A 21562-nucleotide genomic window follows, 5' to 3' on the forward strand; every position below is an offset into this window, starting at 1 on the left:
GGACCGCCTTGATGGGTGATTGGTTTTCACACGGACAGAAATAATCCAGAGCCCCATTGCCTGCGCCAAAATTTTCGAGGTACACCGAGGGCGATCTAGGTTTGACCGGGGGAAAACCAGACCGCCGCTAGAGGTGCTTAACGAATGGCCCTAACTCACACTCAAGAGCCAAGTAAATTATAAATAACAGTATGGACTGGGTGCCGCTGGGTTCGATTCTGGCAGGCGTTGAGCCGAGGGCTGTCCTTGGTATCAAATGCAACGAAGCCCGCTCAAGGCGGGCTCTGTGGGCCGTTACAGTTAGGCTTTCAGTTCACGCTTGATCCTGTACACCGTTGCAACGCCGCAGTCTGCCAGCTTGGCAACATCATCCGCCGACAGGGTTGGATTCTTCACGATCAGTGCCCCTACCTTCTTCCACAATTCGGCATTCTTGCTCTTACCGGCTGGCTTCCAGCTGGGGTCTTCTGCTCGCTTCTTGGCTAGTCCTTGGTTGATCCGTTCAACACGCTTTTCTTGATCAAGGCGGGCCATGGTCGCCATCAGGTCAAGCAGCATGTTGTTGATCACCTCCATGATTTGCCCTGTGATGCCTTTGTCCTCAACCATCATGTGGGAGGTGGGCAGGTCAGCGATCACCAAGCGAAGGCCCTTCGACTTGATAGCGGCTCTTAGCGTGTCCCAGTCGCCCATAGAAAGACGGCTGAGGCGGTCAACAGACTCGCAAAGGAGAATGTCTCCCGGTTGAGCCACATCAAGCAATTTCATCAGTTCAGGGCGGTTGAGCTTCGTCCCGCTGATGTTCTCGGAGTAAATGCCTGCAATGGTAAGGCCCTTCTCAGCCGCGAATGCCTCAAGGGATTCCTTGGCACGATTGGCGTCCTGATCCTTGGTCGATGCGCGAAGGTAGAGATGGGCGTTCATGGCTGGCTATCCTTTAGTCAATCGATTTGATAGGCCAAGGATAATCTATCAGATAGCCAAGAGTGGATAGATATTTGATAGTGGAGTCACCTATCGGACAGGCGGTTATCCCACTACTAGAGAAGTAGACTCCTTTGATAGTAAATCCTTAGAACTCGCCGTTTGGGTCGACCACTCGGCGATTACCTGCTGTAGTAGTCAAAACGCCTGTGTAACGGGTTGGACCACCCTCGCCAGTGAACTCAACAAGACCCATCGCTAGCAGGTTTCGGAATGGCCCAAGATCATTCCCGGATACCTCATGTTGGCCTTCGTGAATTCGCATGAGTAATTCATCAAATACTTCTGGTCCGTATGCGGGCATGTCAACTCTCCACTAGCCCGAAATGGGCGAAACCTCAGTGAAGGCGGTAAACCCCATCTGGTCAACGGTCGCCCGTTGGGCTACCCGCCCTACCTACGTAGAACCCTGATCATGCTGGCGATGCCTTCATTGCTTGTATTGAGAGTTTCAAGGGCGCCAGCAATGTTGCTGTGAGCTGCCTCCGCCCCCTCTTCACGAAGCCACAGGGCTATCTCTTCGATACAAGCGCCCAAAGCGTTCTGGTTCAGCATGAGCAACTCCAAGGCATCGGCTGTCACTTCGTTCAGGTCATCCATGAGAGGCATCCTCGGTTTTGGTGCCCGAAATCCTAGACCATTGGTGAGCTGGCCGGGACTGGGTGTTGCCGTGTTGCACGAAAACGGTGAATCGGTGCCGGAGTGGCGAATTCTGTGCAAGAAACCGGTTTCGGTAGACCGCACAAGGTCGAACTTAACCACTCGGCCACCACACCCCACGGAAACACTGGGCTACAGACGTGCTACAAATTATACCCTGCGAGGCATCAGCCACAGCGGCCATGGGAATTGGGTAGGTTTCAACGGGTTGTTTTGGAGTTATGGCCGAGGTTTCGATGACCGTAGTCAGGCACATAGCCATCAGCTACCATCCGTACCATCGACTACTGGAAGGAAGCTGTATGTCTGAGGATATGAACCACCTAAGTTTTTCACAGCGCATGGGATTAATACCAGTAGTCAAGGTCGCACAAGTTGACAATATTGACACACAATTAAAGAACTCCCTTTGGAATGTGCTAACACTTAAGTGCTTGTCAGGATATTACTCTAGGGAAAGAAGTTTCCCTGACCGACTTCGCACATCAAACTTCAAAGACTTCGCCGAAAAACTTTACAGCGACTTCTACAAAGCTCCCGTAGACACAATCCCCAGTTCATGGTCCACCCTTAAAACAACTATAAAAGAAAGTTACTTTAAGATGAGCTGGCATCGAACCTACAGCTTTATAGAGTTTATCGTGAAATTGGACCACCACGGCACGAAACAAACACTCATCGATGAATTCAACATCGTATTGGCGCGTGAGAACTCAGCATATCGATTTGTCAGTGGGCAGTTGGTACCTATTACATCATCCGAAGAGATAGACGAGATAGAAAGAGCGATAGCTAGCTCGGATCAATATGCAGGTGCCAGAACTCACCTCCAGACATCCCTTGGCTTTCTGACAGACAAACAAAACCCAGACTACCGAAATTCGATTAAAGAAAGCATCAGTGCTGTTGAGTCTCTGGCAAAGAAACTTGTAGGTGATGAAAAGGCTACGCTTGGCCAAGCACTGAAAATTCTGGAAAAGCACCACAACCTTCACCCAAGCCTAAAGACTGCTTTCTCTGCACTTTACGGATACACCAATGATGCTAGCGGCATTCGTCACTCCTTGATGGATAACGAATCAGCACTTACCCAAGCGGATGCCAGGTTCATGCTTATCTGCTGTTCAGCGTTCATCAACTTCGCCATCGACAGCACGAAGAGTTAACGCTACCAAGGTAATGGGTTGTCACCGGCACTCTCATTTGCAGGCCCCTGCATCAAGACAGGGGCATTATCATCCGACACTTCGTCCAACGTATCCGCGAACAACTGTAGGCGCTTATGCACGACCACAGGAGCTTGTGGCAGTGTATCTGTGTATGCATCGAGTGGTATGTCTTCGAATACGGGAATCAACTCGCCTGTAAGCTCCTGAGGCGCGATTACAGGGGTATCTACCACACTCCTCACGATAGGAGCAGCAACGTCGCCATTCACCCCAGTGGAGCTTGTAGGAACCTTACCGGTATGCACTTGAAGTGGGGCTAAGATTTCGTACTTATTGGAGCGGATAAACCCTCTTCCCTTCTGGCGCTCAACTTCGATGTAACCATGCTGTGCCAGCTTGGCGATAAAACGCTTCACTGTACTTGGGTCACATCCTGTAGACACTGCAATGTCATCTTGGTTATCAAACCAGTGCTTACCCATGAACTGAAAGAAGTGAAAGCGACTCTCCATCCACACCCACATGATTTTCTGATCACCTGTAAGCTTGAATTGTTCGCCAGTGGTTCTGCTGGTCCAGTGCGTTGCCTTCATGATTTCGTGTGTAAGCTTGCAAAATTTCTCGGTCATCGTATTCCTCGTATGTATTTTCAAAGGTTCTTGATATGTTCTAGGAACTTGGATTCTTCCAACGCTCCCGTTCGATACAGCGCTATCATTTCGATCATGTGAGCAACGCGAGCTGCTGCACTTGGACCACCATTGCCGTTACCAGCCTTAAGCCAATCACGACTGTGTTGCCGGAACTGAATGTTCATTTCATTTGTCTCCTTGCACGATGAAAACTCACAGAGGGCAGGATGCCCCATGTGGACTCTATCTAACTTAGCTGTGGTGCGAGCACCGGTGATTGAAGATCCTTGCACGATCAATTCATATGATCGATACGCCCTGAAAGCTCTTCTGCTTTACCGTGCAACAAAACCCAAAGGGTGCTTCTGGCGCTGCATCAGTCTTACTATTTTCTTTCTTAATACTTTCTATCTTACTAATGGGGCAGCATGCCCTCTGTCACAGGGGGCAAATTGACCTATGTACAGGGGGCACGGTGCCCCCTGTGAACTGCTGAGAAGTAGATAGGTCAAATTCCAGACAGCACGAAACCGACGCCTGACGCTGCACTGGGGCAAGTCGAGATCGTTCGGTGCTGGTTTGCTGAAAGAAGGTGGCGAACATACGCCAAATACCCCAGCTTGTCAATCAACTTTACGCTTACAAGTTACTGTAAGGAGTTAGGCCATAAGCCCTTGTAGTGCGGTTGCAGCGTCGCTTTCAAGACTAACTACCCAAACAGTGGCCCCGCGGCTATCAACGCCTGTGTGGCGCCACACGGGTCTGTGGAGTCTCTGTGAAAGTTCGTACGCGGCGTGCATTGCTAGACTTGCGTCACGGTAAATTTGATTCATCATTCTGTTTCCGTGTTTGGTGGTGGCAGTCGGTGACCACTGAGGATGGATATCCAACAAAGTTGCTCAGGCATCCCCATCAAAATGGACTGCCAAACTGTGTCGGCCACGTCGGGTAACTGGAGAGCAACTTGCTCTCCGTATGTTTCGATCACGTATTGGGTTGCAGCAGCGTGGTAATCAGGTTGTGCAGCAATGTCTTCGTATTTCACATAGTTTCCTTGGGAAGATAGGCTTGGAAAGTCTTCTGCATTTCCTCACGAACTTGTCCGCTAACAGCGGTCGCAATCTCAGTAGCGTTAGCATCCGTCTTCACGTTCACTGTGATTTCAACAGGGGGAGCGTTTACGGTTGTTTGGTTGTTGATGGTTGTCCCACCTTTAGCAGACTGATCATCAGAAACCATTTCGCCACGACTACCCGGAGTAGCACGCGATGCTGTAGCAACTGCTTGAGCTGCAACTTTTGCAACTGCATTGTTTGGGTCCGACTGGCTCAACAGGTCTTCAAGATGTTTGCCGAAGTCAGGCAATGCACGAGTATTCAGCCCAGACGTATCAAGTGCTGGCAGTCTCGGGTCCAGGGGTGCATGGTCGCTGAACCCAACTTGACCCCAACGCTGGCGGTTGTCATCGGCCACTTTTTGCAAGTCATTGCCAACACCAAGGAGGCGCCACAGCTTTGAAACTGGGTCGCGTGCCTCTTCATCAAGTTGGCCTTGGGCTGTGCGAGAGCCACCGCTCTTTCCGTTAATGGCGAATGGATCAATACCGCTACCCTCGATCAAGAATCCCGCCCCAACTTCCTCTGCCCGCTGTTGCGGAGTCTTCTCGCTGTTGTCGGCATTCTTTCCTGCGAGCAGGTTCAACATGCTGGTCTGAAGTTTTACCAGCACGATGTCAACGTCTCGAAAAGCCGCTTTCAGGCCGGTGGTGCTTTCAATCAGCTGGCGCTCTGCCGTAAGACGATCACCTAGCGCTGCGATCAGTTCGGGGCTTTCATTTACGCCTACGCTCCGCAAGTACTGATCGTTCTCAACACGTACAGCCTGTGCATCCAAGGAGCGCTTGTGACGTTCAAGTAGTTCCGGTGATTGGGCTACGATGTCACGTAGACCCTGTTGAACCATCGCACCGTTCACCTTGCCATCGTGTTGGGCTTCGAGCACGAACCCGGCGAGCTTGTTCACGTCACCTTTGTAACCAAGCGCCTTACCAATTGCTTGGTATAGGATCGTTGTTAGACGTGTGCCAAGGGCATCGGTCAGAGGGCGTAGATCCTGCCCCATGAATCGGTCTTTCGAGTAACCCTGATTGAGCTGGAGGGCGGCAGAGTATTGCTGCGTCTTGTCGAGATTGCCGATACGGAATACGGCAGCCTGGTCCTTCTGCAACTGGATGGCCTCTTCCAGTGTTTTCCCCTGAGCCCGGAAGCCTTGAATCATGTTTGAGTAAGCGACGGCGGATTCGCGGTCGATCTTCATTCCGTACTCTTGGCTGTTGCCGATGTACGCTGCTTTGATTCGTGCTCGCTCCTTGTCGTTGTTGCCAGCGGCCAGCAACGTGTTGTCGAACTGCTGATTGTCGGCGGCTGTTTCTTGGCGCTGTTCGATACGCTTACCGAGATAACCGGCTGCCTCTGTGAGGGCGTACAACGCCGCCCCAGCAGCGCCAAGGCCAACGGTGAACCCGCCTATCCCGGAACTCTCCGGGCTATCCTGACGGGCCTTCCAAGCCGCAAAACGCTCTTGGGCCATACTGTAACGCCCTGCTGTTTGTTCGCCTCTGACAGCGGCTCTGGCTTCACGGGCAGCGCTGACGAGTTTGGATGCTTGGTGACGCTCAGCGAGCCGAATACCACGTTCACGAGCTGCTACTAGGCTCGCCTCGGCACGCTGCAACTTGGACTGATGCAGCGCAGCCTGTTGCTGCAATTGAACTGTACGTTCTTGGCGACGTTGCAGGATGTCAGCTAGTCGCGCTTCTCGAATCTTTGACTGTTCTGCCGATGCTTGTACCTTCGCCCTTCCAAGATCGACTTTCAATGCCTCTTGCTCGGCCTTGCGTTGCTTGGCTGAAAGCACGGCGGCGGTGACTTGTTGTTTCAAGGACGCGCTTTGCAGGAATGCAGCTTCGCGGTTGCCCGCAGAAGTTAACTTCTGCTCAGCAAGTGCCGCTCTGAACTGCGACTGCCGTAGGCGAGACAACTTTGCCTCGGTGGCAACCTGCTTATCGAGACTACGCTGAGCTGCTGTATTCGCCGCTGCTGATGCGTCACGCTTGGTTGAGATTCCAAGTTTACGATCAAGCCGCTTGTTCAAGTCATCCGCTGTTTTCATCATTCCCGCCATGCTGGCTTGAACACGTTTAAGCATCTGCTCGAACGCAAGTAGCGGACCTGTCTTCACATCGAAGATCAAACTACCCGTTAGGCGTGCAATCTCTTCATTATGGGCACTCATTGTGAACCCCCACAACCGAATCCGTGAAGGCTCTTACGCTGCTCGAAGTATTCATTGAACGCACGATGAAACGCCGAGTTGTTACGCCCGTAGCTTACATGTTCTGAACTTTCAAGGGTGCTGCCCTTATTGTTAATCAAGTATGCCTTGAAAGCATCTTGGACGGCCCGGCTACCAGATAATGCAAAGTAGACCGTTCCATCTGGGAGCCTCGCCCACTGGTAATTGAACTCGATATCGATGGAAATGTAACTACGAAGGTGCTGACCGAGAGCACAAACAAACCCACGAATGTTAACAGAGGGGCTCATTTTGGTGATACTACGATACTGCTGTGGTTCTTTTTTCAGAACTTGTTCCGGTGATGCTGGTTTTTCCATTAAATCTCCGTGATATCTGTTAGCACCCAGCTACCAGCAGCAATACCGTTAGTAGCTATGGGCAATGTAAATGAATATGACATGTACTCTGGGTGCTCTCGATTAAACTTCGTGACGGCTGCGAAAATCACACTGTCGCTGTAGTCATTTGCCGACATAACTACAGTCATACCCGTGGACTTAGCAACTGCTGTGAGGGCATCCGGGGATTCTGCTAGCCTTGGGTCGTTGGGGGCGTGACGCTGCAATAGCAACTTCGTAAGGCCATCCATCATTTACGCCCTTTCGTGACAGGCGGAGTCACTTCGTCTACTGGCTGGAAAGTGGCACGAATGTCGCGTTCAACTTTAGCCCGGCGTTCTGTCTCGGCTAGTGCTCGCTCCCGCTCTTCGCGGGCAAGGTCAACACGTAGCTGGGCGTCAATCTGCTGCTGGATGAACTGTTCATTATGGGCTTCGACTTCGGCGTGATACCTAGCGGTTTCGTCTTTGGCAATCTGTTCAAGTGCGGCTTGGATAACTTGGGCAGGCTTATAAAAGTAAATATCGAAGCGCTCGTGGTCAATTTGAACAACTGACAACGGGTGAGGTTGAAATCCCTTCTGGATTTGTTCCAAGTACGTTGGCAGGATGTCGAGTGGCGTAGAACACTGGAAGACTACTGTGCCGCCCTCTGCATGCTTCGCAATTGGGCGACCGCTTACGGGGTCTGTTTCGGCAAAGAAGTCGATGCCTGATTTCTTGTCCTTGTAACCTGCCTGTGCGATTTCGATACGAGCTTTAAGCTCCTTTTGGTCTGCTTGCTGGATCATTGCGTCTCTCCTGTTGTGGTTGATTGTTCGTTATTTATGATTTTTCTCATGTCGTCAGTGAGGCAACTCTCTACAATGCTGTGAAGCTGCTCCAGCGTCTTGTCTTCGCAGTCCTGAAACTCTACGGACAATCGGCCAATGTGAACTGTCTTGCTGGTATTTCGTCTGTGGTACTCGGTGTTGCACTGTTTGCTGCAATACAAAGAGCGGGCTGTTCGGCTCTCATATTGTTTCCGGCATGCCGGGTTTTTACACGTGCGGGTGACGTGGGCCATTGTTTGGCTTTCCTCTTTCAAAGTTGTGGTGATAACGGGGTGATGCGGAATGACAGGCGCAAAAAAGGCAGGGTTAGCTTGGAGGCGCCCTGCCTTGATTGTGTAGCCGATGCTTGTTTTCATTTGGTGCTGAATTAGTTGCCCATTCGAAGAGCCAAGGGCGGTGGCCGATACAAAGTCCGCACTCTGTATCTAACAGTTATCGACCGGCGAACTGCTGGCGCTTGGACGGATGGAAGCCGGGTCGGGGGAAGCGAACTCTAACGAGTTGCTAGGAGAAATGGGGTTGAAGAGGGTGGGGAAGTTTTTCCTATCTCTGTAACCCATTATAACATTCAAATGCCATTTTGTCAATGGTTGGCACGAATAGTGCTTGATATTTGCCATTCGCCAATCTTCCATCAGGCAGAAGTGTGGCAAATGGCTTCCCTCGCTGGTCATTCAGTCAATCAGGTGAAGAACATCCCTTGCGTTCAGGTGGGAATAACGTGCAACTGATCGGGTATCTCGGTGCCCTGAAACGATCATGATTTGAGCGTTGTTAAACCCTTTTTTCGCCACATTGGTAATTCTGGTATGCCTTAACTGGTGCAGCTTGACGCTGCTATCAAGTCCAGCCTTGACACGTGCCAGACGCACAGCCTGAGAAACGGCGTGGGGAGTCACAGTGAAGATCATGCCGAGTGGGTGGCGTTCCACAGTGGCCCACAGCTGGGCGAGTTCAAGAATCTCAACGGCGCGGTAGGTGAGGGGGACAGATCGCGTGCCGTTCTTTCCATCGATCACATCGGCAATACGTTCTTTGAGGTGCAGGCATTCTCTTGTCAGCTTCAGGATTTCGGACCGCCTCATGGCAGTTTCGTAGGCCAGTTCAACGATGAGCTGCATCGTCGGGGACATCTTCGCCAGCAGTCGGTCAAGCTCAGTTTTATGAATCACCTTGTCGGAGGAGCGATCCGGCTTGGGTAGAGCGATATCACTCACAGGGTTGTGGATGTCGATCAGTAAGCCGCGCTTTGCGAACCTGTAGAAGCGGGACATGAATGCAAGCTGCGTTCTGCACGTGGACGGCTTCACTGTCTTCAATCGCATGATCTTGAAGTCATTGATCATCTGCGGCGTGATGTCGTGGATTGGCTGCCAGAAGTGTTTGCCCAGATGCTCCACAATCTTCAACGCATGATCGTAGCTACCTTTGCCCTTGAGCATGGTCTCGCAGTAGGTCATGCCCAGCGTGTAAATGGTGTGATGCTTGCGGTCCATCGTTACGGCTTCGAGTTGGTTCGCCCATGACTCTGCGTCAGCTTTGGTGCTGAAGGTTTTCGACTGAGGGGGGTTACCTTTTACCCGTACCTGAGCATTCCAGTTACCGGACGGAAGTAAACGAAAATTGGCCATTGTTGACGCCTCATGATGTGAATGGGCGTTCTGTGGAAACCAAGAGCAGCAAGGCTTGCAGCTTGCTCAAGCAGACCTTGACATGGTGGGGGTCGTTGGTTCGAGTCCAATCGCGCCTACCAAACAAAATCCGCTCTGCTGGGCGGTCTAGAAGGGCTCACCGAAAGGTGGGCCCTTTTTTGTTGCCTGTGTTTCGTCCTGAATGAGGTCTACACCTTCTGATCTATTTCCAGGAGGGCGTAATGGAGGCAGGAAAAAGGCGTAGTCATCGAGACTACACGCTGACCTTTAAATTGTCGGTCGTCGACCAAGTCGAAACGGCGAGCTGGGCTGTAAATAGGCTCAAGAGCGCTACCGGATTCAAGGCAAAACCACCGTTCTGACGCGGTTACGCAAGCGTGGTCGGCAAGAGTGTAGCCCCGGCACATAGATTGGCTCGCCGGGATGGGGTCTGTGCCCGACAGAAACCGACCACTAACGCCATGGCAACGCATCAAAGATGCTTGAAGAACAGTTGGCGTTTTCCAATCAGAAAGCGCAGTTTTTCGAGGCGGTCGTGGATGTCTTGAAAAACGCCTACGGTCTCTCTGTCGTAAAAAAGCGTCCCGGCAATTCCTCGCGCATAAACCAATCCAGAACCTGAGCATCAGCAGGGCTTGCCAGTGCTTGGGGATAAGCCGACAGGCTTACTGCAAACGCAATCGCACCGATGCAACTCGTCTGGTTCTGGATCAGAAAGTTGCCGACTTCGTTCAACAAAAAAGTCAGCGTCGGCCGCGTTTGGGTACCCGAAAGCTGCACCACTTGCTGCGTTGCCAGCCTCAACTTGAACTGCAAGTGGGGCGAGATCGGCTGTTTTCGATCCTGCACCGAAGGCGTTTACTGGTGGTCCGCAAGCGGGCGTAGCACAAGACGACCGACAGTCATCATCGCTTTCTGCGCCATCCGCACCTACTTAAACCGGGTCCTGATCAGGTTGTTCCAATCGGTCCGGAAAAAATCCGGGTAGCTGACATCACCTAACTGCCCGTTCAGAAAGGTGTGGCCTATCTGAGACTTGTGACGGATGCTTTTTCGCGAAAGGTCGTGGTTACCAGGTCCATGAAAGTCTGCACACCGAGTCGGTAGTGCAGGTTACGTCGAGCCGTGAATCAGGCTCAAACCGCGCAGCCACTGGTTCATCACTCGGACAGAGCCGGCCAGTATCGCTTGGGAATGTACCAGGAACAGCACGCGAAACACGGCATCCGGTGTTCCATGACGGGCGGCTATGACTGACTGCTACCAAAATGCTTTGGCAGAGCGGGTCAACGGGATCTTGAGGGCGGCGCTTCTGCCTGAGCGACCACAGGATTTCATGCAGTCCGTAGAGCCAAACGTTACTCAGCTCATGCTCAACGAATTATCGCCATCACCCACGAATGGGGGAGCGTCGTGATCGCGCTGCGGGCTTGTCATGCGTACGCCAGAGAAATCTCGAAACAAAAATATGGCTGCTTTGCTTTGATTTTGTGCTGTATGTATGTACAGTATATCCAGTGGTTAAGGATAGCCACTAATCAGGAGAAGTAATGTCTATGTACTACGCGACACCATATGTATTCACGCCAAGCGCCACGCTCGACAATGGGCCTCAGCTCAGATCAATTATTCAAGCCGGATATCGCTGGATTCAAATTAACCGCGACGTATGCCCGATCAAGACTACCGTGCCCTTGAATAAGGCCGACCTAACCCCGGTTCACGGTCTGGTCATTGAGCCCGCACCAGGCATCGAGAAGGTGCTTATTGACTCAAGCGGAATTGGTCGAAATCCGGAAGTACCTACCGATCCGAGCTATGCAGCGTTTGATTATCAAGGGAAGGTCCGGCCTGCAAGTTTTTTAACGCGGGAAGCTTTTCTGAATCAGAATGAAATTTTTGTCGATGATCCGACAAAATATGTAGCTGGGGACTGGATTGTAATTTCCGATGCTTCAACAGACTTCCATAAGCAGCCGCTTCCACTTGATGGTCCTATGGAAGTTCGGCAGGTTATTCGAGTATTCAGCGGGTCGCTGGTGATCAACAATGTTCTCAAAAAAGGACATCCGGATGGAGCCATTGTTGCTACGTGCGTGCCGATTCGTAACGTTATAATTCGAGGCCTGGAGTTCACTGGGAACTCTGCTGTCGGAGTTCATATTCACTACGGCCAGCATTGCACTATTCAAGATATTACCTCTGTTAACTGGACTGGGCGGTCGCTTGTTCTCATTGATAACGGCGGTAGCAATAACTCAGTCATTGATTGCTACTGTACCGGGACAGAGGCTGGTGGTGGGCCAACACAAAATGCCTGGGGTGTAGTCATGGAAGGTCAGGATTCATCCCGGATGGTGAATAGCGGCGGTGAATTTTGCGGTAATGGCAGTGCAATGAATTACTGTATTGATAGCGTAGCTGTCGATGCAAGAGCACGCAGGAATAATGTAAATGTCGGCGTATATACCCACTCTATCCGAAGTGGTTATATCCGGCCGAGAACGGAACGTCCTCTAATTCTTGACACATACGAGAGTCCAGAGAACGTTGATTGCTTTATCTTTAGCAAGCGGGGTTTATCATAAGCTCTAGCTGTGTTATGAGTTTGTTCGCCTCTCAATGCTTCAATGTCATTTAAGAGGTAGTGCGAAGAAGGCCGAGTCTTGGCCTTCTTCTCTCAAAAAATAACCCCTGAATGGCTTTCTCTTTCCCCCGACCCGAAGGCTGCCTAAGACTGGCAGTCATAACGTTTCGCGAGGCCCTCTAAAAAGACTATACGTTCGCATAGTACCGCTTATGCTTTTATTTTAATTTAACGGATGGAGTGCAGCGTGAGGTTGGGCAGGCATTGTTGAATTATTTTTGGAGCTTAAGTCGAATGCGCGTCGCCAGTAGAAACCCAGTATCAGCAGAAATATAGGGCCTGTAGATGGGGAAGACAGACCATCTTGAAATACATTGAATACAGTAAAGAATGGTATGACCATTGCCATCATTGCAATGTAAAATCTCTTTTGAAATTCATCGCTTTGAGGGATTTTGAAGAAAGGTTTTACGATGCTCCACAGGAATATCAGATAGAACAATCCAGCAAGACCTCCCATTTTCCAAATGGCACCTAAATATTGATTGTGTGGCGTATAACCTGATGTGCTCACATCGTTATCGAAGTAGCCAAGCTCAGAGTTAAAAAGCCCATAGCCACCAAAGCCAGTACCAAATATCGGGCTGCTTATTAAGTCATCAATAATTATCATGTACAGGCCTAATCTTCCTGATGAAACCCCATCCCAATTTCCAGAGTAGATGTTGTCTGTCATCAAAAGTATTTTGGCGAATAATTCAATAAAGTAGTCTGAAAAAATCGCTATTATGGTTGCAGATGTAACGATGGCAAGCGTGATGTATAGAGCAGCTCTAAATATCCTGCCGACTGTCATTTTTCCCGCGAAGAAGCAACATAAGCAACTAACGATTAAACCAAATGCAGCTTGTCTAGATCCACTGCCTAGGACGAGTATTAAGCTGCACAACATTCCAGTGTACGAAATAATCCGTATGCTTTTTTTGGGTTTCATGATTACGCCTAGCGCTAGACAAATCATGAATGCCGTCGAAAAAAATACAGCTATTCCATTTATCCCATTGCTACCATGAAATTTCATACCGAAAAATGTAGGGTCGAAGACGGCACCGTAAATGACTTCGCCTGGGATACGCTCAAATTCAGTAAATATAGTAACGTGGCCCTTCATGAAAATCGCGTCAACCGTTGCTGCAAGCGCGGTTGCCGTGAGTAGATAAATCAATGTCTTGTTGAACCTGTCAGGGTGAATGCTTGACTCTCCAATGTTTCTACCCAGCAAATAGACCAGGTATGGCTTGAAGAAAAACGCTATGGAGAAAATAGATCTGGCGATGTTTCCCGGCTGGATAGATAATTGTATGTATATTAGTGAGATGAAAGAGAAAATTATGCTGAGTAGCAGCCACTTATTTATCTTGTGGTGAATGATTAGTATGTAAGGGAGGATAAGTAGGCATAGCAAGTCAGATGGGGCAATTTCAACGCCGAGAGCAGGCACGAATATTCTTAGTGGAATGCACAGTAAAACAGCTGATAAAAATAAAAGCATGTTCGACTATCCCTGTAGTAACAAAACTTAAAAAAGCACACTTCATGCATTATTTATTGTCTTGAGCGCCTTTTGAGGCAGCGTCATGCCGCTCATCTGCGCGCCAGAATAGTCAACTTGTCATGGCAAGCTTGCCGAAAGCGCGAAACGTGTTCGAAAATTGATAAGTGGCATGATGGTTCCTTTGTATCGCGGTAATCGAAGATCCGTTCGAATTGCTGAAATTGTAGACGTGTTTCGGTGTAGTGAGAGGATTTCGAGTTGCTCGGTTCGGCAGGACACTGTGAATGGTTGATTACTGTAGGAATAGACAACGCTAAGTTAATGATTCTTATAAGGTTAAACGGGAAATTCGTAGCCTTTCAAAGGGCGAATTTTCCCCTATGGATCAATCGGTTGCAGATTTCTCGGGATCACCTTCAAATGGTGGGGGGCGCTGGCTCGAGTCCTATCGCGCCGACCAAACAGAATCCGCTTTGCTGGGCGGTCTGGAAGGGCTCACCGAAAGGTGCGCCCTTTTTGTTGCGATTTGCGAAGCCTTTGCAACCTACCTCCTCAAAATGACAATTCGGCGTCCCTTCCTGGCTTGTCGATTTATCCCGTTGTGCTTCTTTCGAGCATGCTTCGGCATCTTCTTTTCCCGTCTCCCATGAGCCTCCCTGAACGCCACAACGTAGATCACGCGCCCGATACGCGTGATGCGTATGTCGGCGTCGGTGGGCAATAGCTAGAGGGTGCTGCTTTCGTAGAATTTTTAGCTGTATGCATGTACAGTTGTTTCGCCAAAAAATGGCCATGGGAAATCAGGAGAAGTCATATGTCAATTTACAGCGATACCCCTTATGTTTTTACGCCGGATCCCTCTGCGGATAACGGCCCTCAACTCCAGTCGGTGATGAAGGCCGGATACCGCTGGATTCAAATCAATGGCACTGACTGCCCAATCGGGACAACAGTCCTGCTAAACCGTGATGACAATTGGCCCTACAGTGGGCAGATCATCGAGCCAGCACCAGGGATCGAAAAGGTCACTATCGACGTTTCAGGGATCGGTCGTAACCCGCTGGACCCAACAGATCCGAGTTATGCCGCCATCGACTACCAGGGTAATGTTCGCCCGGGCAGTTATCTGACCGCGCCGGCCTACGTCAATACGACCGAAATCTCCGTGGCTGATACCACTCCGTACACAAACGGTTCCTGGATCGTCATCTCGGATGCTTCAACCGATTTTGCAACCTACCCGATGCCACTCGACGGCCCGCTGGAGGTTCGCCAGGTTATTTATGTGCTGGCTAACTCATTGATTGTTAATCGCGTAATCAAACGTGATCATCCCCAGGGCGCAATCGTGGCTTTATGTGACCCGATTAAAAACGTGTACATCCGCAACCTTGAATTCACCGGGGACGCTGCGGTAGGGCTGCATCTGCACTACGCACAACACTGTGTGATCGAGAACATCACGTCGGTCGACTGGACTGGGCGCTGCATGCTGCTGCTGGACAACGGTGGTGAGTACAACACCATTCTTGATAGTTATTGCACGGCTACAGAGCCAGGTGTCGATCCTGAACAGACCGCCTGGGGTGTCGTCATCGAGGGGCAGGACTCTACCCGCGTGATTAATTCAGGTGGTGAAAATTGCGGCTTGGGGATGGGGATGAATTACAGCATTGATTGTGTGTCGATTAACGCAAGGGCTCGCCTCAATACAGTAAACGTTGGGGTCTATACCGCATCCATTCGTACGGGGTTCCTTCGACCTGCGACCGAATCCCCTCTGATCTTGGATAACGTCATCACTTCAGACTGCGTTGATTGCTATATGGTTGAACCCATACCTTTTTCCGGATAATCATGGAAAAAAAGCCCGCATTGAGCGGGCTTTTTTATTGGAAATATTTATTCCCAGGGTATAGGTTCGCGGCCAGCGCCGTTGCGACGCCCAGCAACAGAGCGGCCGCAATTGTCCCTTGGTAATCATTGGCCAACACAGAAGCACGGCCAGGTAGGGCAGATTCGAATGGGCGCTGAGTCGGCAGGATGCCGCGGAACCTGTAAAGCGCCCGTCCAGACGCAGTTCTGCAGCCATTGTCATGCACTCGATTTTCTCGTCGTGCCCCTTCAGATTGCGCTTCGCAAGTCTTTCGCCTGAACGTCCTGGGGATTCCGTTCGGCAACGTTAGGACTTTTCCGAGGTTAAAGATGGCGTCGTACTACTACTCTTCCTGTGTTGTTCCGAAGGATCGATAGGCCTGCCCCGATTCGTCATAAATAACTACAGAGAGCTGCCCCATGCTTCAACTCGACTTCTATTCAACGCTGGTCGCCGCCTCCCTGGTGCTTTTACTTGGGCGCGGGCTGGTCGCTCGAATCGATTTCCTGCGCACTTACAATATTCCGGAGCCGGTGGCCGGTGGTTTAGTGGTGGCGGTGCTGCTTCTGGTCCTGCGTATGCTCGCTGGCATTGAGGTCCGGTTTGATTCGTCGCTGCAGACGCCACTGATGTTGGCTTTCTTTGCCACCATTGGTTTGAATGCGGATTTCGCCAGCCTGAAGAAAGGCGGGCGGGTGCTGGGGATTTTCCTGCTGGTGGTGACGGCGCTCCTGGTGGTCCAGAACGCGATGGGGATTGCGCTGGCCAAGGCGCTGGGGCTCGATCCATTGATGGGGTTGTTGGCGGGCTCCATTACGCTGTCGGGTGGGCACGGGACCGGCGCGGCCTGGGGCGCGGTGTTCAGCGAGAAGTATGGCGTGGCGTCGGCGTCCGAACTGGCCATTGCTTCCGCGACCTTTGGCCTGGTGCTCGGCGGCCTGATTGGCGGCCCGGTCGCTCGCCTGCTGATCAAGCGCGTCCAGACGCCCGCCCTGGCGCCGGTACAACCGCTAGGGCCAAAAGGGTTCGAGCAGCCGAATCAAGAGCGCCTGATCACCTCCTTCTCCTTTATCGAGACCCTGGCGCTGCTCGCCATCAGCCTGCAAGTGGGCACGTTCCTCAGCGGTTTTATCCAGGGCACGGCCTTTGAGCTGCCGACGTTTGTGTGTGTCTTGTTTGTCGGTGTGGTGTTGCGTAATGGCCTGTCGGCGCTGGGCTGGCACCAGGTATTCGAGCGCGAAGTCTCGGTGCTCGGGAATGTCAGCCTGTCGTTGTTTCTGGCGATTGCATTGATGTCGCTCAAGCTCTGGGACCTCGCCGCGCTGGCCCTGCCGATTTTCATCCTGCTGGCTGCGCAGGCGTTGATGATGGCGCTGTTTGCGATTTTCGTGACGTTCCGGGTGATGGGGAGCAACTATGACGCGGCGGTCCTGGCGGCGGGGCACTGCGGTTTCGGGCTCGGTGCCACGCCAACTGCCATTGCGAACATGCAGGCGGTGACCCAGCGTTTCGGGCCATCGCAGATTGCATTTCTGGTGGTGCCGATGGTGGGCGCCTTTTTCATCGATATCACCAATGCGATCGTGATCAAGTTGTACCTGGCGCTGCCGTTCCTGGGCGTCGCGGGATAAACGCGGTTTACCGGATTTGCCGTTTAATGACTCGCCAGGTCCTGCTTGCCCAGGACCTCGTCAATCACCCCAAGCTGCCAGGTGAAATACGGATTGAACGTCAACCGCGCGTGCATCTTGCCCGGCTCACGGTAGCCCCAGTCCGAATACCACACGTCGGCCCCCTGTTCGCAGGCGCGGGTTGCGTCGTCCGTCTGGCCGTTCCAGCAAAACCGCAGGCTGCCCTGTTCGCCATACAGAGCGTTGTCGGGTGAGAACAGCAACCCCATGTGGGAGAACTGGCTGATTCGCAACTCCGGCAGGTAGTCGGTACGCGCTTTTACACGGCGGGTATCCCAGGCGCTCTCTGGCAATGTGCCGTACCAGGCGAGGCGGCTATGGGGGTTGCTGAAGCGTTGCTGGAAGGTCTCCAGCACGTAGTGCGTATCGAGTACTGAGTCGTGGGCTGCGACGGCAATGAATACCGGCTTGTCATAGGGGCGCCGCTCCAGGTCCTGGCGCGCTAGCCGGCTGCTGCGGTAGAACTGGGCAAAACCGTTGGTGGGCACTGTCATGTAGCGCACCAGGCTCTGTTGTGGCCGGCTGGCGTCTGGCGCCAGCAGCCAGGGGCGCGCCCAACTGATCAGGGGTGTCAGCCAGTCGTAGGTCATGCTGGACTGGAACGCGGGAGAGAACAGCAGCAGCCCCGCGACGTCGTCGTGTTTGTAGGCGTAGTCGAGTACCAGGTTGGCGCCGGTGGAAAAGCCGCCGAGGTAGATTTCTCCCACCTCTGCGCGAAGGATCGCAGCCTGTTCGTCCACCACCCGGCGCCAGTCTTCCATGCGCACCTGCAGCATGTCGGCCGGTTGCGTGCCGTGGCCGGGCAGCAGCACGGTCCTGACCAGAAAGCCGCGGGCGGCCAGTGCGCTGCCGATATCGTGGAAAGACCAGGGTGAGTCGCCCAGGCCATGCACGAGAATGATCCCGCGCTTGGGGGCACCCGCCGGGCGCCATTCCTGCGGGGCGTTCCAGTTGAGTTCGGCATCCTTGTCGGTGCCCTGGAAGTCACGATGGTCCCGCAGCCATTGCAAGGTAGCGGCGCGATACGCTTCGAATGACTTCTGGCCAAGCGGCATGCCCGGTTCTGCGAGGGCTGTCGTGCAGAGCAATAGGGCGAGCATGCCGCAAGCAACGCTTCGGAGCGTTCTGCGCATCGATGGACGGGGCTGCATACAGGTGTGGTTGTTCAAGGCAGGTTCTCAACGGAGCGTAACCGTAAGGTCATGCACGATAATGACCTGCCTTGTATCGCCGAAAGTGCGAAACAGTAGCAAGACGTTTCCGATGATCTCAGAAACGATCCAGCCGGTAGGGCTCAAGCGCCGGCAGCCCGTTGGACGCGGCCGCAGGCGATGCCAGCCGTGCAATCAACTCCGCCGTCACCGCAGCCTGCGTCAGGCCCAGATGCTGATGCCCAAAGGCAAGCAGCACCTTGCCCTTGCACACCTTGTCGATAATCGGCAGCGAGTCGGGCAGGGAAGGGCGAAACCCCATCCACGGCGTCGCGTCCTCGGCACTCAAGTCACGACGAAACAGCCCCTGGCTCAGTCGATGCAACTGCCACGCGCGTTCCATGTTCGGTGGGCGATCAAGGCCGGCGAACTCCACGGTACCTGCCAGCCGCAATCCGCCGTCCATGGGCGTCATGATGAACTTGCGCTCCAATGACGTGACCGCAAACGGCAACCGTCCATGCTCATGGGGCAACATCAGGTGATAGCCGCGCTCTGTATCCAGCGGGACCTTTTTGCCAGTCAGTGCGCCGGTCAGGCTGGCTGAGTGCGCACCGCATGCGATCAACACCTGGCGCGCGGCCACGGTGCCTTGGTCGGTCCGCAATGAAACACCGTGCTCGTCCAGCTTCCCGCCCACGACCTGGCGCTTGAGAAATTGCACCCCGCTGGCTTTGGCCGCTTCCATCAGCTCGCAAACCACCCCATAGGGATCGAGAAAATGCCCGGTGCGAGGAAAGAACAACCCGCCCTGAATCCCTTTGCTGAGTTGTGGCGCCGCGTCCTGCACCACGCTGGCGTGCCAGTGGTCCACCGGCACTTCCTGCTGACTCATGCGTGCCTGCAATGCATCAATGGCCTGTCGCGACTCGGCGCGCTCGAAGACCAGCAACGAGCCGTCTTCGCGCATCAGGTGCGGGCGCTCGATGCTGCCCAGCAGCCGGTGCCAGGCGCCCAGGCTGCCTTCATTGAGCGCGCGGATCCCGGCGACGGTGCGCTGGAAGTGCGCCGGGCGCAGGTTCAGCAGCAGCCGGGTAAACCACGGCAGTGCACGCGGCAGGTATTTCCAGTCCAGGCGCAGCGGGCCCATCGGGTCCATGAGCATGGCGGGCAAACGCGTCAGGATCGACGCATCCGCGATGGGGAACACTTGCTCGGTCGCCAGGTGGCCGGCATTGCCGAACGAGGCGCCGTGGCCGGGTTCCTGCTGATCGATGATGACCACCCGCCGGCCCTGGCGCGCCAGTTGCAGCGCGCAGGCGACGCCGATGATGCCGGCGCCCACTACGGCGACGTCTGGCATGACGTTATCGGACATGTTCTAGGCTTCCCTCTGACCGTCGAGCAAGCGCCGCAGCAGCAATGGGTTGCCGTGTTGCAGGGCCGTCGGCAGCAAGCTATCCGGGAAATCCTGGTAGCACACCGGCCGCAGGAATCGCAGGATCGCGGCGGTGCCCACCGAGGTGGTGCGTGAGTCCGAGGTGGCCGGGAATGGTCCTCCGTGCACCATCGCATCACACACTTCAACACCGGTCGGCCAGCCGTTGACCAGCAGGCGGCCGGCCTTGCGTTCCAGGGTCGGCAGCAGCGCGCGGGCAGTTGCCAGGTCGTCGTCATCCAGATGCAGGGTTGCGGTCAGTTGGCCCTCCAGGTGTTCGCTGACCTGGCGGACCTCATCGACGTTGGCACATTGCACGATCAATGACGTGGCGCCGAATATCTCGGCTTGCAGGCTGTGATTGGCGAGAAAGTCCCGGGCCTGGGTCACGAACAAATGGGCCTGTCCCTGGTTCGGCCCTTCTGCCGGCAGACCGGTACCTGCGAGCTGAGCATGCCGGGTCAGGGCGCTGACGCCGTCTTCGTAAGCCTTGAAGATCCCCGGTGTCAGCATGGTCTGGGCAGTGCTGTGTTGAAGCAGGTTGGCAGCCGTGCCGACGAAGTGGTCCAGCGCTTGCCCTGCAACGGCAATCACCAGCCCGGGGTTGGTGCAGAACTGGCCGGCACCCTGGGTCAGGGACGCGACAAAACCTTGTGCCAATGCTTCACCGCGTGCGCTCAACGCAGCGGGAAACAGGTAGACCGGATTGATCGAGCTCATCTCTGCATACACCGGGATCGGCACGGGGCGCGCCTGGGCCGCCTGGCACAAGGCAATACCGCCGCTGCGCGAGCCGGTGAAACCCACGGCCTTGATGCGCGGATCGCACACCAGCGCGATACCGACCTCGCGGCCCGAGCCATACAACAGCGAAAACACACCCTCAGGCAGGCCACATTGCTGAACGGCCCGGGCCACCGCGCGGCCCACCAGTTCGCTGGTGCCAGGATGCGCGCCGTGTGCCTTCACGATCACCGGGCAACCGGCCGCCAGTGCCGACGCTGTATCACCGCCCGCCACCGAGAATGCCAGCGGAAAATTGCTCGCGCCGAACACGGCCACCGGCCCCAGCGGTACGTGGCGTTGACGCAGGTCCGAGCGAGGCAGCGGCTGGCGTTCCGGTTGTGCAGTATCCACCCGCACATCCAGCCATTCACCCGCGCGCACGGTGCGGGCAAAGGTGCGCAATTGCTGGCAGGTGCGCCCGCGTTCGCCCTGGATGCGTGGGCGGGGCAGGCCGGTCTCGGCCATCGCCCGTTGAATCAGTTCATCGCCCAGGGCTTCGATTTCGTTGGCGATGGTTTCAAGGAATTCGGCGCGAGCGGCCAACGGCGTTTCGCGATAGCTATCGAAGGCGCTCCAGGCCAACGCACAGGCGTGTTCGACATGTTCGGCGGTGCCGCCGGCGTAGGCGGGTTCCAACGCAAGGTTGGTGGCAGGATTGATCGCCCGGATGGCCTCGCGGCTGCCTGGAATGGAGTGCTGACCAATCAGCATGGTGCCCGTCAGAGTCATGGCGTAGTCCTGGAAAGTAAAGATTGGCTTGGCGAAGAGAATCCACTGTGGGAGCTGTCGAGCCCCAGCGAGGCTGCGATGCAGGCGCTGCGGTCTGGCAGGTACACCGCAGTGATCCCATCGCT

The 21562-nt window shown here is 53.9% G+C and carries 18 protein-coding genes and 1 pseudogene; 5 read left to right on the top strand and 14 right to left on the bottom strand.

Annotated features, from left to right (window positions below; translation table 11 throughout):
- Positions 1-300: 300 nt before the first annotated feature.
- Positions 301-924, bottom strand: coding sequence for a recombinase family protein (locus tag HX821_RS11935; RefSeq protein ID WP_177035792.1), 624 nt, complete (start codon positions 922-924; stop codon positions 301-303).
- 453 nt (positions 925-1377) lie between these two features.
- The gene (locus HX821_RS11940) at positions 1378-1584 is read right to left on the bottom strand and encodes a hypothetical protein (RefSeq protein ID WP_177035793.1); all 207 of its coding nucleotides are present in this window, start codon (positions 1582-1584) and stop codon (positions 1378-1380) included.
- A gap of 362 nt (positions 1585-1946) precedes the next feature.
- Here HX821_RS11940 and HX821_RS11945 point away from each other — a divergent pair, with 362 nt between their 5' ends.
- A complete protein-coding gene (locus HX821_RS11945; protein WP_177035794.1) occupies positions 1947-2810 on the top strand; it encodes an AbiJ-NTD4 domain-containing protein in 864 nt (287 codons plus the stop codon).
- A 2-nt stretch (positions 2811-2812) separates the two neighbouring features.
- On the opposite strand, the gene HX821_RS11950 is transcribed toward HX821_RS11945, so the two are convergent.
- From HX821_RS11950 to HX821_RS11985, 8 genes are all read right to left on the bottom strand, one after another.
- Positions 2813-3442 (bottom strand): hypothetical protein, encoded by a 630-nt coding sequence (locus tag HX821_RS11950; protein WP_177035795.1) that lies wholly within the window; start codon positions 3440-3442, stop codon positions 2813-2815.
- 20 nt (positions 3443-3462) lie between these two features.
- Positions 3463-3630, bottom strand: coding sequence for a hypothetical protein (locus tag HX821_RS11955; protein ID WP_177035796.1), 168 nt, complete (start codon positions 3628-3630; stop codon positions 3463-3465).
- A 647-nt stretch (positions 3631-4277) separates the two neighbouring features.
- Positions 4278-4490 carry a hypothetical protein gene (locus HX821_RS11960; RefSeq protein ID WP_177035797.1) on the bottom strand — a complete coding sequence of 71 codons (213 nt, stop codon included), beginning with the start codon at positions 4488-4490 and terminating at the stop codon, positions 4278-4280.
- Positions 4487-6739, bottom strand: coding sequence for a hypothetical protein (locus tag HX821_RS11965; RefSeq protein WP_177035798.1), 2253 nt, complete (start codon positions 6737-6739; stop codon positions 4487-4489). Before HX821_RS11965 ends, HX821_RS11960 begins: the two co-directional genes overlap by 4 nt.
- Positions 6736-7119: a hypothetical protein gene (locus HX821_RS11970; protein WP_177035799.1), complete on the bottom strand. Its 384-nt coding sequence runs from the start codon at positions 7117-7119 to the stop codon at positions 6736-6738. Before HX821_RS11970 ends, HX821_RS11965 begins: the two co-directional genes overlap by 4 nt.
- 271 nt (positions 7120-7390) lie before the next feature.
- Entirely contained in the window at positions 7391-7930 is a 540-nt protein-coding gene (locus HX821_RS11975) for a hypothetical protein (protein ID WP_177035800.1), read from the bottom strand.
- Positions 7927-8328 carry a hypothetical protein gene (locus HX821_RS11980; RefSeq protein ID WP_177035801.1) on the bottom strand — a complete coding sequence of 134 codons (402 nt, stop codon included), beginning with the start codon at positions 8326-8328 and terminating at the stop codon, positions 7927-7929. Before HX821_RS11980 ends, HX821_RS11975 begins: the two co-directional genes overlap by 4 nt.
- Before the next feature lie 318 nt (positions 8329-8646).
- Entirely contained in the window at positions 8647-9603 is a 957-nt protein-coding gene (locus HX821_RS11985) for a site-specific integrase (protein WP_102606033.1), read from the bottom strand.
- Between the two features lie 242 nt (positions 9604-9845).
- On the opposite strand from HX821_RS11985, the pseudogene HX821_RS31770 reads away from it, so the two are divergent.
- A pseudogene (locus tag HX821_RS31770) lies at positions 9846-10969 on the top strand (IS3 family transposase); the annotation flags it as partial.
- A 205-nt stretch (positions 10970-11174) separates the two neighbouring features.
- Positions 11175-12212, top strand: a complete 1038-nt coding sequence (locus tag HX821_RS11995) for a right-handed parallel beta-helix repeat-containing protein (RefSeq protein ID WP_177020880.1) — start codon at positions 11175-11177, stop codon at positions 12210-12212.
- A 222-nt stretch (positions 12213-12434) separates the two neighbouring features.
- On the opposite strand, the gene HX821_RS12000 is transcribed toward HX821_RS11995, so the two are convergent.
- Positions 12435-13763 carry an O-antigen ligase gene (locus HX821_RS12000; RefSeq protein WP_177035803.1) on the bottom strand — a complete coding sequence of 443 codons (1329 nt, stop codon included), beginning with the start codon at positions 13761-13763 and terminating at the stop codon, positions 12435-12437.
- Positions 13764-14580: 817 nt separating this feature from the next.
- On the opposite strand from HX821_RS12000, the gene HX821_RS12005 reads away from it, so the two are divergent.
- Together HX821_RS12005 and gltS are read left to right on the top strand one after the other, a co-directional pair.
- Positions 14581-15621: a hypothetical protein gene (locus HX821_RS12005; protein ID WP_177035804.1), complete on the top strand. Its 1041-nt coding sequence runs from the start codon at positions 14581-14583 to the stop codon at positions 15619-15621.
- Positions 15622-16061: 440 nt separating this feature from the next.
- Complete coding sequence (gene gltS, locus HX821_RS12010) at positions 16062-17273, top strand: sodium/glutamate symporter (protein WP_177035805.1); 1212 nt, start codon at positions 16062-16064, stop codon at positions 17271-17273.
- Between the two features lie 23 nt (positions 17274-17296).
- Here the strand turns inward: gltS and HX821_RS12015 are convergent, their stop codons facing one another.
- The 3 genes from HX821_RS12015 to HX821_RS12025 form a co-directional block, all read right to left on the bottom strand.
- Positions 17297-18388, bottom strand: a complete 1092-nt coding sequence (locus HX821_RS12015; protein WP_250884727.1) for a carboxylesterase — start codon at positions 18386-18388, stop codon at positions 17297-17299.
- A gap of 214 nt (positions 18389-18602) precedes the next feature.
- Positions 18603-19862: an FAD-binding oxidoreductase gene (locus HX821_RS12020; protein ID WP_177035806.1), complete on the bottom strand. Its 1260-nt coding sequence runs from the start codon at positions 19860-19862 to the stop codon at positions 18603-18605.
- A gap of 3 nt (positions 19863-19865) precedes the next feature.
- On the bottom strand, positions 19866-21437 hold the full coding sequence (locus HX821_RS12025; protein WP_177035807.1) for an aldehyde dehydrogenase (NADP(+)): 1572 nt from the start codon (positions 21435-21437) through the stop codon (positions 19866-19868).
- Positions 21438-21562: the final 125 nt, after the last annotated feature.

The organism is Pseudomonas sp. B6001, assembly GCF_013386015.1.
GTDB lineage: Bacteria > Pseudomonadota > Gammaproteobacteria > Pseudomonadales > Pseudomonadaceae > Aquipseudomonas.

Excerpts from the sequence above, each read along its gene's own strand:
- HX821_RS11980 (WP_177035801.1), bottom strand. The coding sequence starts at position 8,328 with ATGAAAACAAGCATCGGCTACACAATCAAGGCAGGGCGCCTCCAAGCT.
- gltS (WP_177035805.1), top strand. The coding sequence starts at position 16,062 with ATGCTTCAACTCGACTTCTATTCAACGCTGGTCGCCGCCTCCCTGGTG.
- HX821_RS11970 (WP_177035799.1), bottom strand. The coding sequence starts at position 7,119 with ATGGAAAAACCAGCATCACCGGAACAAGTTCTGAAAAAAGAACCACAG.
- HX821_RS12025 (WP_177035807.1), bottom strand. The coding sequence starts at position 21,437 with ATGACTCTGACGGGCACCATGCTGATTGGTCAGCACTCCATTCCAGGC.
- HX821_RS11985 (WP_102606033.1), bottom strand. The coding sequence starts at position 9,603 with ATGGCCAATTTTCGTTTACTTCCGTCCGGTAACTGGAATGCTCAGGTA.
- HX821_RS12005 (WP_177035804.1), top strand. The coding sequence starts at position 14,581 with ATGTCAATTTACAGCGATACCCCTTATGTTTTTACGCCGGATCCCTCT.
- HX821_RS11950 (WP_177035795.1), bottom strand. The coding sequence starts at position 3,442 with ATGACCGAGAAATTTTGCAAGCTTACACACGAAATCATGAAGGCAACG.
- HX821_RS11955 (WP_177035796.1), bottom strand. The coding sequence starts at position 3,630 with ATGAACATTCAGTTCCGGCAACACAGTCGTGATTGGCTTAAGGCTGGT.
- HX821_RS11975 (WP_177035800.1), bottom strand. The coding sequence starts at position 7,930 with ATGATCCAGCAAGCAGACCAAAAGGAGCTTAAAGCTCGTATCGAAATC.
- HX821_RS11945 (WP_177035794.1), top strand. The coding sequence starts at position 1,947 with ATGTCTGAGGATATGAACCACCTAAGTTTTTCACAGCGCATGGGATTA.
- HX821_RS12020 (WP_177035806.1), bottom strand. The coding sequence starts at position 19,862 with ATGTCCGATAACGTCATGCCAGACGTCGCCGTAGTGGGCGCCGGCATC.
- HX821_RS11935 (WP_177035792.1), bottom strand. The coding sequence starts at position 924 with ATGAACGCCCATCTCTACCTTCGCGCATCGACCAAGGATCAGGACGCC.
- HX821_RS11940 (WP_177035793.1), bottom strand. The coding sequence starts at position 1,584 with ATGGATGACCTGAACGAAGTGACAGCCGATGCCTTGGAGTTGCTCATG.
- HX821_RS11965 (WP_177035798.1), bottom strand. The coding sequence starts at position 6,739 with ATGAGTGCCCATAATGAAGAGATTGCACGCCTAACGGGTAGTTTGATC.
- HX821_RS12015 (WP_250884727.1), bottom strand. The coding sequence starts at position 18,388 with ATGCCGCTTGGCCAGAAGTCATTCGAAGCGTATCGCGCCGCTACCTTG.
- HX821_RS12000 (WP_177035803.1), bottom strand. The coding sequence starts at position 13,763 with ATGCTTTTATTTTTATCAGCTGTTTTACTGTGCATTCCACTAAGAATA.
- HX821_RS11995 (WP_177020880.1), top strand. The coding sequence starts at position 11,175 with ATGTCTATGTACTACGCGACACCATATGTATTCACGCCAAGCGCCACG.